Below are 10,079 nucleotides of genomic sequence, written 5' to 3' on the forward strand. Positions count from 1 at the left end.
TCGAGGAGGAGAGCCCGGCGCCCAACGCCTTCAGGGACACCAGGGCGACGACCGCGTAGACGACCAGCGTGATGGCCAACGAGATGACCACGGCACGAGGAATCGTCCGTTGGGGTTCGCGAACCTCCTCTCCGAGAGTGGCGATGCGCGCGTAGCCGGCGAACGCGAAGAAGAGCAGCGCGGCGGCAGGAAGGATTCCTGAGGGCAGGAACTCCGCCGGCTGCACGGCGTCGCGTGCGGTGACCGCGGTCGTGGCCAGCACGAGCAGCACGACGACCACGATCAGCCGGGTGGCCAGCGCGGACTTCCGGACACCGGTCAGGTTCAGCGCGGTGAGCGCCACGACCGCCGCCACAGCACCGGATCTGGGCAGGCCGGCATAGGTGCCGACGGTCAGCGCCATGGCCGCGCACGACGCCGTCTTGCCCAGCACGAACGCCCACCCGGCCAGGTCGCCCCAGACGCGCCCGAGGCGCTCCCTGCCGTAGACGTACGTGCCGCCCGACTGCGGGTACCGGGCGGCGAGCCAGGCGCTCGACAACGCGTTGCAGCAGGCGATCACGCCCGCGACGACGAGGCTGACGAGCAGAGCGGACCCGGCCGCCGCGGCGGCCGGGGCGAACGCGGCGAAGACGCCCGCGCCGATCATCGAGCCGAGCCCGACGAAGACGGCGTCGGTCAGGCCGAGGCTGCGGGTGAGCTGCACCCGGTCAGTGTGGAACAGGACATCCGGTGGGCTGCGCCGCGGGGAAGAAGTTCGGCAGCAGTTCACGTGTCTCGTAGTAGCGGTGGTAGACCGGGGTGAGCCCGCCCGACACGGGGGGCACGATCCAGGACCACTCCGCGGGGCAGGGGCGCCCGGCCGCCTCCTCCTTCTCCAGGTGGGTCAGGAACCTCTTCGACTCGGTGTGGTGGTCGGTGATCGTGACCCCGGCCTCGCCGAACGAGTGCAGGACGGCGCGGTTGAGCTCGACCAGAGCCCGGTCGCGCCACAACGTCGCCTCCGACGACATGTCCAGGCCCATCCGCTTGGCGATGTAGGGCAGCAGGTCGTACCGGTCGTGGTCGGCGAGGTTGCGGGCGCCGATCTCGGTGCCCATGTACCAGCCGTTGAACGGCGCCGACGGGTAGTCGATCCCGCCGATGCGCAGGCGCATGTTGCTGATCGCGGGGACGGCGTGCCACTTCACGCCGAGCGCGCCCAGCCACGGCAGGTCGGGGTGCGACAGCGGGACCTCGAGCACCGCGTCGCCGGGGATGGACACCAGCGCGGGTTCGTGCCCCTCGCAGGACACCATGAGCGGCAGCACGTCGAACGGGCCACGTATGACGGGTGGCTGCCAGCCGCGTCTGAGCGCGAGCTCGGTCAGCGCCAGGTTGCGGCCGTCGCCGAGCACCCCGCCGTCGGCGCCCCGGTAGGCGGCGTAGCGGATGATCTGCTCGTTGTGGACCACCGGGGCGTTCGTGCCGGGCTCGGCGGGGGCGAAGACCGTGATGACGGGCCGGATCTTGCCCTTGTTCGTGGCGACCCGCAGGTGCTCGACGCACTCCTTCGCCACGGCGGCGGGGGCGGACACCTCGCGCAGGTCGCGCACCTTCAGGCTGCGCCAGTAGAGGCGGCCGATGCAGCGGGAGCTGTTGCGCCAGGCGACGCGGGCGCCGAAGGTCAGTTCCTCCGTCGTGTGCCGGTAGGTGCCGGTCGCCGCGATCTCGGCGTGGACCTCGGCGAGCCGGGCCTCGACGGGACCCAGCTCCGGGTTCTCCGCGTGGTGCTGGCGGATGAAATCCTCTGCCTCGGCGATGTCGACGTCACCGAGTTTCTCGACCTGCGCCGGGGGAAGCGCCGTGAGAGAACGGGGCAAAGCGTCAGTCGGGACGGGGGTCATGCCGGGCCACCGTAGTCGCGCTTTCGTGGTGCGGAAACCGCCTCTGGTGCTACTCCATCTGGATCATCTGGCAACGTCTGACACGCTCAGAAGTCCTTGATCCCTCAACCGGGTGACAATGGATGGCACAAAGAGTGATTTCAGACCGTTACCTCACCGAAATCAAACCTTGATCGGTGATTTAGGTCACGGGGTGATTCAACCCGATCGAGTGAACTCGGTTGGCATTTCCCACGTAGCGAATGTCGTCATGCCCTTCACGGCGACCGCGGAGGGCACCACGCGGAGGACGAGGTCGCGCAGAGCCACCGCGACCGGTGACCGCAGCCCGATCCCGAACTTCCCGGCGAGGCGCGAACCCCGCCACACGGCCTGCGTTCGCGGTCGCCTCAAAGCGTCGTACCGCGCGAGGTCGCCGTTACACGCGGCCAGCGTCACCGCGTCCTCCAGCGCCATGCACGCCCCCTGCCCGAGGTACGGCGTCATCGCGTGCGCCGCATCCCCCAGCAACGCCACACGTCCCGACACGAACGTCGGCAGCAACGGCAGCGCATAGATGTCATGCCTGATCACTTCGGGCGTCGAGGACACCAGCGACGGAACCGGGTCGTGCCAGCCGCCGAACAACGCCAGCGGGTCGAGGTCCGCGCCGGCGGGCGCCACGGCGGCGACGTACCAGCAGACCCGCCCGTCGCCCAGCGGCAGGACGCCCGCTTCACCGCCGGGGCCGAGTGTCTGCGAGATGGGCAGGTCGTACGGCCCCGGCGCCACCCCTCGCCACGCCGTGGCCCCCGCGTACACCGGTCCCGGCGCGTCGGGCAGCAGCTCCGCGCGGAGGCGGCTGGCGATGCCGTCCGCCGCCACCACGAGGTCCGCGTCCAGGTCCTCAACGCTCGACACCTCGGCGTTGTTGAGCAGAACTTTCGACGGCAGCGCGCGCAGCAGCACGCCGTGCAGATCGGCCCGGTGCATCGCGATGACCTTCTCCTGACCGACATCGGGCAGGTGCACCAGCCACCGTCCGTCCGACGACCGCACACCGCCCGAGACGCGTGGCGTGCCCAGCCGGCGCACTTCGTCGTCGACACCCATCCACTCCAGCGCGCGCATCGCGTTCGGCATCACGCCCACACCGGCGCCGATCTCGCCGAACGCGGCCGCGCGCTCGCGGACCTCGACCTCCCAGCCGACGCGCCGCAACGACACCGCCGCCGCCAGCCCGCCGATGCCGCCACCCACCACGATCGCCTTCATCCCGCCTCCTCTACAGCTGTAGAGGAATCTACACCTGTAGAGTCCATGCCGAGCAGAGATGGCGGGCACATGCGAAAAGACCTGATCACCGATGCCGCGATCCGGCTGGTGGCCGAGCGGGGCATGCGGGGGCTGACCCACCGCGCGGTCGACCGGCAGGCCGGCCTGCCGGAGGGCTCCACCAGCGCGTACTTCCGCACCCGCAAGGCGCTGGTCGAGGGCTTCGTGGCGCGGCTGGCCGACCAGGAGCGCCTCGACGTGGCACCGGACCCGGCCGACGTCGCAGGCAGCATCGCGAGGACTCTCGACGGCTGGCTCGTCGAGCGCGACCGCACGCTCGCCCGGTACGCGGCGATGCTGGAGGCCACGCACCACCCCGAGCTGAGGTCGATCCTGGAGCACTCCCCGCGCGAGCAGGCCACGGCGCTCGCGCGGATGCTCGGCCACGAGGACCCGGAACGGGCGGGCGCGCACTTCACGGCGTTCCTGGAGGGCCTGCTCTTCTACCGGCTCGTCGGCGCCGGCAGCGCGCTCGGGCCGGTGCCGGGCACCGCGGAGAGCGTCGCCGACCTGCGCGCCGCCGTGGAAAAGGCGTTGCGGCCGTAAGTACCTTGGGTTCCATGGGATTCGGGTACGGGGTCTTCTACCTCTGATCCAGGACGTGTGCCTCCAGCGCAACACGTCCTGATTTCGCGTACCCGGAAGAGGATCCCCCGTGCGTTCGCACGTTCATCTGACGACCCAAGACATCACCAAGGGCTACGAGGCCGGACCCGTCGTCGACGGCATCTCGCTGACGGTCTCCGCGGGCCAGCGGCTCGGCGTCATCGGCGAGAACGGCCGCGGCAAGACCACGCTGCTCCGCCTGCTGGCCGAAGACCTGGCGCCGGACCAGGGAACCGTGGCACGCCACGGTTCGTTGAGCCTCGTACGACAGGAAATGCCGTTCCACGAAGACGAGACGGTGGGCGACCTGCTGGCCGAAGCGCTGCGCGAGAGCCGTGCCGCACTGTCCGAACTGGACAGTGCGGCGGAGCCCTTCGACGAGCAGCGCTATGAGCGGGCGCTGGCCCACGCCGAGGCCATCGAGGCGTGGGACGCCGGCCGCCGCGCCGAGATCGCACTCGAGGCGCTCGACGCGGGCCACGACAGCTCGACCCCGCTCGCGCGCCTGAGCGTGGGCCAGCGCTACCGCGTCCGGCTCGCGTGCCTGCTCGCCGAACGCGCCGACGTCCTGCTGCTCGACGAACCCACCAACCACCTCGACGCGGATGCGCTGGCGTTCCTGACCGAACGCCTGCGGCAGCACCACGGCGTGGTGGTGCTGGTGAGCCACGACCGCGCGCTGCTGGACGACGTCTGCACCCAGCTGCTCGACCTCGACCCGGCGCCGGACGGCGCGGTGCACCTGCACGGCGGCGGCTACCGGGCGTTCAAGGAGGCCAAGCGCGCCGAACGGCAGCGCTGGGAGCAGCGGTTCGCCCAGAAGGAGGCCGAGCACGGCGAGCTGGCCGACAGGGTGGAACGGGCCCGGTCGCGGCTGCAGGACGGCTGGCGGCCGCCCAAGGGCGCGTTCAAGCACAAGCGGTCCACGCGCGCGGCGAACAAGATGCGCACCGTGGCCCGCAGGCTGGAGGAGCTCGACGACCGGCGCGTCGCCGCTCCCCCGCCGCCGTTGCGCTTCAGCCCGCCGGAGCTCCCGGCGAGCGGCGACCTGCTGCACGCCACCCCGCTCGACGTGCCGGGACGGCTGCGCCTCACCGAGCCCCTCCGCCTCGGCGCGGGCGACCGGCTGCTCGTCACCGGCCCCAACGGCGCCGGCAAGTCGACGTTGCTGGCCGTCCTCGCGGGCCGGCTCGCCACGGCGTCCGGCGCGGTCCGCCACACCGGGCGCGTCGCGTTGCTGGCCCAGGAGTCCGCGTTCGAGGACGAGAACGCCCTCGCGGCCGACCTCTGCCCGCGAGCGGCCGAACTCGGCCTGCTCACGCCGGTGGACCTCGCCCGGCCGGTGTCCCGCCTGTCCACCGGGCAGCGCAGGAGGCTCGACCTGGCGGTGCTGCTGAGCAGCGGCCCGCACGTCCTGCTGCTCGACGAACCGACCAACCACCTGTCGATCGCCTTGGTCGACGAACTGACGGAAGCGTTGCGGCACACGCCCGCCGCCGTGGCCGTAGCGACCCACGACCGGCAGATGCGGACAGATTTCGCGTCCTGGCCCTCGACGACCCTCACTCCACCTTCACGGAGTAATGAAATTTATGTAGGTTCGGAAGCAGGTCTTCTGCCGAGCACTGGGAGGTGTGCGAGATGACCGAACTGATCTCCGACGAGCTGCCCATCACCCGCCAGACCCCCTTCGACCCGCCCGCCGAGGTCACCGAGATCCGCGAGAAGGCCCGCGTCAGCAGGCTGCGGTTCTCCGACGGCCACCTCGGCTGGCTCGTCACCGGCCACCGCCAGGTGCGGGAGGTGCTGGGGAGCCCGAAGTTCACGACCAACCCGAACGAGCACCACCTGCTCGACGTCCGGTTCCAGGACGAGGCGCCGCCCGAGCGGCGCGAGGTGCAGCCGGGCATGTTCCTGAACCAGGACCCGCCGGACCACACCCGCCTGCGCCGGATGCTGCAGGGCCAGTTCACCGTCCGGCGGATGAACCAGCTGGCCGAGTGGATCGGCACGATCGTCGACGACCAGCTCGAGCACCTGCGGTCGTTCGACGGCAGGGCCGACCTGGTCAAGGAGTTCGCGATGCCGGTGCCGTCACTGGTGATCTGCGCGCTGCTGGGGGTCGACTACGACGAGCGGCACCGCTTCCAGGAGGACACGGCGAAGCTGCTGAGCCTGGAGTCGACGTTCAAGGAGGCCATGGCGGCCCTGGCGCGCATCCAGGAGTTCATGGGCGAGCTGATCGTCCGCAAGAGGGCGAAGCCCGGCGACGACATGATCAGCGACCTGCTCGCCACCGGGGAGCCGACGGACGAGGAAGCGGCCAACATGGCGCTGCTGCTCCTGCTCGCCGGGCACGAGACGACGGCGAACATGCTGGGCCTCGGCACGTTCACCCTGTTGCAGCACCCCGACCAGCTCAAGATCCTCAAGGACGAGCCGGAGGTCCTCGACAACGCCGTCGAGGAGCTGATGCGGTACCTGTCGATCATCCACTTCGGACCGGCGCGCACCGCGGCCGAGGACGTGGAGATCGACGGGCACCTGATCAGGGCGGGCGACACGGTGGTGGTGCACGTGCCGGTCGCGAACCGCGACCCGGAGAAGTTCCCCGGCAACCCCGAGGAGCTCGACCTGCGCAGGCCCGCGTCCGGGCACGTCGCGTTCGGCCACGGCATCCACCAGTGCCTGGGCCAGCAGCTCGCGCGCATCGAGATGCGGATCGGGTTCTCGAAGCTCTTCGCCGCGTTCCCGGACCTGCGGCTCGACGTCGCGCCCGACGAGGTGCCGCTGCGCACCGACATGGGGATCTACGGAGTGCACTCGTTGCCAGTAGCGTGGTCGTCATGAGGATTTCCGTTGACCAGTCGAAGTGCTGCGGTTCGGGGATGTGCGTCCTGACCGACCCGGACCTCTTCGACCAGAGCGAGGACGACGGCACGGTGGTGCTCCTGGTGCAGGAGCCCGACGCCGAGCACGAGGCGACCGCGAAGGAAGCGGCCGGCCTGTGCCCGGCAGGAGCCATCACCGTCAGCTGACCGCCCGCCGAGAGCTGCCAGGCGACGACATGTGCCCCGTCGCCTGGCACCCACGACTGCCCGCGCCGCGGTCAGCCGGAAGCGGCCCGCAGCTCGTCGGCCTCTCCCTGCAACCCCGCCGCCACCAGGGTTTCCTCCGCCTGCCGCCAGTGCTCGCGGGCCTCTCCGCCCTGGCCGGAGCGCGCGAGCGCGGTGCCCAGCACCCGCAGCGCACGGCCGAGCTCCGGCGGCGAGTCCATCTCGCGGGCCTCGTCCACCGCTAGCGACGCGAGGCGCAGCGCCTCCTCCGCCGACGGCGCGAGCCCGGACCTCAGGCGCCACACCCAGATGCGGCCCTGCCGGTCGTCGTGGGACTCGAAGAACTCCCACGCCCGGTCCAGCTGCTCCGCGGCCTGCGAGGGCCGGTCGAGCCGGACGAGGGTGTCCGCGAGGAACAGCCGGATGTTCGCCGCCATGTCCGGGTCGCCGAGCTTCTGCGCCGCCCCGAGCGAGGACCTCAGGAGCTCCTCCGACGCCGCCAGCTCGCCGGTGAACTGGTGCAGCCGCCCCAGTTCCAGCGTCGCCATCAGCTCGCTCTGCTCGTCGCCGAGGCCGCCCGCGATCCGCCGCGCCCGTTCCAGGTAGCCGGACGCCGCGGTGAGCTCGCCCGCCCGCCGTTCGATCGCGCCCAGTGAGCACAGGACCTCGACCTCGCCGTGCGGGTTGCCGGCCGCGACGAACCGGGTCATGGCCTCGCGGTGCGCCTCGCGGGCCTCGGCGGACCGGCCGCCCCACTCGTGCATCCAGCCCGTGCCGGACCAGGCGTAGGCCTCGCCCCACACGTCACCGGCGGCGGCGAAACCCTCCCGCGCCGCCCGGAAGTCCTCCGACGCCGCCGCGTAGTCGTGCTGCCGCGCGCGCAGGATCCCCCGCTGCTGCAGGAGAACGGGCCTGCGCTCCGGTGGCGCGCAGGCCAGCCCGAGGTCGTTGAGCTGCTCCCAGTCGTCGAACCGGGCCCGCAGGTCGCAGAACGCCGCCGACCGGATCGCGAGCTCCGCCGCCTGCGCGCCGAGGCCGAGATCGGCGGCCTGGACGGCCAGGGCGTGGACGTTCTGCCACTCCGCGTCGAACCAGGCGGCCGGGTCGCCGGGACCGAACGGCTCCAGCGCCGGGGTCCGCAGCCGGATCATCTGGTGCGGCAGCCCGGCGTCCGCCCGCGTCACGAGGTCGAGCCACTGCTCGAACAACGCCTTCAGGGCGACGGCCGGGTCCTCGGTGGCCACCTCCCTGCCGAAGGCGCGCAACAGGTCGTGCAGCCGGTAGCGCACCTGGCCCAGCCCGTCACGGCCCGCGCACTCCACCAGCCGTGCGTCGACGAGCGCCTCGACGTGGTCCTCCGCGTCGCCGGGGCCGAGGCCGAGCAGCGGCTCCGCCGTCCACGCCGGGAAGTCCGGGGTGGAGACCAGCGCCAGTTTCCAGAACGCCTCCCGGTGTGCGGAGTCGAGGCCGTCGTAGGACAGCGCCAGGCAGGCCCGCACGTCGAGGTCGCCCAGCGCCAGCTCGTCGAAGCGGCGGCGTTCGTCGGACAACCGGCCGGCGAGCTGCGCGAGCCGCCAGTGCGGGCGGGCGACCAGCCGGGCCGCCGCCACCCGCAGGGCCAGCGGCAGCCGGCCGCAGTACGCCACGATCTCCTGCGCCGCGGCGGGTTCCGCGGCGCACCGGGCCTCGCCGGCCACGGCCCGCAGCAACGCGAGCGCGTCGTCGGGCGGCAGCACCGCGAGCGGCACGACGTGCGCCGCCTCCAGCCCCGCGAGCGCCGCCCGTGACGTCACCAGCGCCGCGCTCGACGGCGTCACCGGCAGCAGCGGCCGCACCTGCGCCTCGCCGGCCGCGTTGTCGAGCACCACCAGGACCCGCCGGTCCGACAGCAGGTCCCGGTACAGGTCGACGCGATCCTCCACAGTGGACGGAATGGCACCACCGGGCACGCCGAGGCCGCGCAGCAACCGGTCCAGCGCCGCGGCCGGTCCGACGGGCTGCTGTTCGCCGCCACGCAGGTTCAGGTGCAGCCGGCCGTCCGGGAACGCGTCGCGCACGGCGTGCGCGCAGTGGACCGCCAGCGCGGTCTTGCCGACGCCGCCGGGTCCGGTGATCGTCCACGTGCCCCCGCCGCGCACCCCGGCGGTGAGCAGGGCGACCTCGTCGGCACGGCCGGAGAAGTCCCCCAGCGCGGGCGGCAGCCAGGACGGTCCGGACTGGACGGAGACCGGCGCGGACGACCCGGCGAGCACCTCCGCGTGCAGCGCGCGCAGTTCCCGGTTGGGGTCGATGCCGAGCTCGTCGGCGAGCACCTCGCAGGCCCGGCGGAACACGTCGAGGGCCTGCGCCTGCTGGCCGCCGCGGTGCAGCGCGAGCATGAGCTGGAACCAGAACCGTTCGCGCAGCGGGTGTTCCGCGACCAGCGAGCGCAGCTCGTCGACGACCTGGTCGTGCCGGCCGAGGTGCAGCTCGGCGTCGTTGCGGCGCTCCAGCACCTCCCAGCGCTGCTCGGTGAGGCGCTGCACGTCGGTCTGCTCCATCCGCAGCGACGAGACCTGGTCGAGGGCGGGCCCGCGCCACAACGCCGCGGCGGCGCCGAGCAGCCGGGCCTCGGTCTCCGGGTCGGGCGCGCGGCGGGCCTCGGCGCGCAGCCGCTGGAACGTCAGCAGGTCGAGCTGGTCGTCGTCGAGGTGGATCGAGTAGCCGGTCGGCCAGGTGCGGATCAGCTTGCGGTCCGCGGCGTCGTCGAGGGACTGCCGCAGCCGCATGACGTAGGTCTGCAGGGTCGCGCGCGCCGCGCCGGGAGGCTTGTCGCCCCAGAGGTGTTCCATGAGCTCGGCTGACGAAACCGGCGCGTTGGCCTTCATCAGCAGCGCCGCGAGCAGCACGCGTTGTTTGGCCGAACGCAGTTCCACGGGTCGCCCGGAGTCGATGACCTGCAACGATCCGAGAACTCCGAACTCCCACCGCCGCTGCATGCGCCCGATCCTAACCAGCGGGTAACCGCGCGTGTCAGCGAAAAGTCAGCGGGTCACGTGATGCTTCTCGCCCATGGGAGGGACAACCTGCACCGCCGCCCGCGCGTTGCTACTGGGCCTGTTCGACGTGAGCGACACCGTGCCGCGGACCGAGTTCCGCGGCTGACCACCAGAGCCGGAGCCGCCCCCGACGGGGTGCCGCTCCGAACGCGGCGCCGCCGGGATCCGCAGCCCAACCT

The 10,079-nt window shown here is 72.1% G+C and carries 8 protein-coding genes; 4 read left to right on the plus strand and 4 right to left on the minus strand.

The annotated features are described in order from the left end of the window. From ACFWGZ_RS35320 to ACFWGZ_RS35330, 3 genes are all read right to left on the minus strand, one after another. On the minus strand, positions 1-649 hold a 649-nt coding region (locus tag ACFWGZ_RS35320), incomplete at its 3' end, for an APC family permease (protein ID WP_382455941.1). Positions 650-710: 61 nt separating this feature from the next. Further along, entirely contained in the window at positions 711-1,886 is a 1,176-nt protein-coding gene (locus ACFWGZ_RS35325; RefSeq protein WP_382455934.1) for a nitric oxide synthase oxygenase, read from the minus strand. A 198-nt stretch (positions 1,887-2,084) separates the two neighbouring features. Further along, the gene (locus tag ACFWGZ_RS35330) at positions 2,085-3,140 is read right to left on the minus strand and encodes an FAD-dependent monooxygenase (protein ID WP_382455935.1); all 1,056 of its coding nucleotides are present in this window, start codon (positions 3,138-3,140) and stop codon (positions 2,085-2,087) included. A 69-nt stretch (positions 3,141-3,209) separates the two neighbouring features. On the opposite strand from ACFWGZ_RS35330, the gene ACFWGZ_RS35335 reads away from it, so the two are divergent. From ACFWGZ_RS35335 to ACFWGZ_RS35350, 4 genes are all read left to right on the plus strand, one after another. Continuing rightward, a complete protein-coding gene (locus tag ACFWGZ_RS35335) occupies positions 3,210-3,746 on the plus strand; it encodes a TetR/AcrR family transcriptional regulator (protein ID WP_382455936.1) in 537 nt (178 codons plus the stop codon). A 109-nt stretch (positions 3,747-3,855) separates the two neighbouring features. Further along, a complete protein-coding gene (locus tag ACFWGZ_RS35340; protein WP_382455937.1) occupies positions 3,856-5,451 on the plus strand; it encodes an ABC-F family ATP-binding cassette domain-containing protein in 1,596 nt (531 codons plus the stop codon). After that, positions 5,448-6,656: a cytochrome P450 gene (locus ACFWGZ_RS35345; RefSeq protein WP_382455938.1), complete on the plus strand. Its 1,209-nt coding sequence runs from the start codon at positions 5,448-5,450 to the stop codon at positions 6,654-6,656. Before ACFWGZ_RS35340 ends, ACFWGZ_RS35345 begins: the two co-directional genes overlap by 4 nt. Further along, complete coding sequence (locus ACFWGZ_RS35350; RefSeq protein ID WP_382455939.1) at positions 6,653-6,844, plus strand: ferredoxin; 192 nt, start codon at positions 6,653-6,655, stop codon at positions 6,842-6,844. Before ACFWGZ_RS35345 ends, ACFWGZ_RS35350 begins: the two co-directional genes overlap by 4 nt. 71 nt (positions 6,845-6,915) lie before the next feature. Here the strand turns inward: ACFWGZ_RS35350 and ACFWGZ_RS35355 are convergent, their stop codons facing one another. Then, positions 6,916-9,840 carry a BTAD domain-containing putative transcriptional regulator gene (locus ACFWGZ_RS35355; RefSeq protein ID WP_382455940.1) on the minus strand — a complete coding sequence of 975 codons (2,925 nt, stop codon included), beginning with the start codon at positions 9,838-9,840 and terminating at the stop codon, positions 6,916-6,918. Positions 9,841-10,079 lie beyond the last annotated feature (239 nt).

It is taken from the genome of Lentzea sp. NPDC060358, from assembly GCF_042725365.1.
In the GTDB taxonomy this organism is placed as follows: Bacteria; Actinomycetota; Actinomycetes; order Mycobacteriales; family Pseudonocardiaceae; genus Lentzea.

What these genes read in the sequence shown, in the direction of transcription:
- ACFWGZ_RS35325 (WP_382455934.1), bottom strand. Translation starts at nt 1,886, where the DNA reads ATGACCCCCGTCCCGACTGACGCTTTGCCCCGTTCTCTCACGGCGCTT.
- ACFWGZ_RS35330 (WP_382455935.1), bottom strand. Translation starts at nt 3,140, where the DNA reads ATGAAGGCGATCGTGGTGGGTGGCGGCATCGGCGGGCTGGCGGCGGCG.
- ACFWGZ_RS35335 (WP_382455936.1), top strand. Translation starts at nt 3,210, where the DNA reads ATGCGAAAAGACCTGATCACCGATGCCGCGATCCGGCTGGTGGCCGAG.
- ACFWGZ_RS35345 (WP_382455938.1), top strand. Translation starts at nt 5,448, where the DNA reads ATGACCGAACTGATCTCCGACGAGCTGCCCATCACCCGCCAGACCCCC.
- ACFWGZ_RS35350 (WP_382455939.1), top strand. Translation starts at nt 6,653, where the DNA reads ATGAGGATTTCCGTTGACCAGTCGAAGTGCTGCGGTTCGGGGATGTGC.
- ACFWGZ_RS35355 (WP_382455940.1), bottom strand. Translation starts at nt 9,840, where the DNA reads ATGCAGCGGCGGTGGGAGTTCGGAGTTCTCGGATCGTTGCAGGTCATC.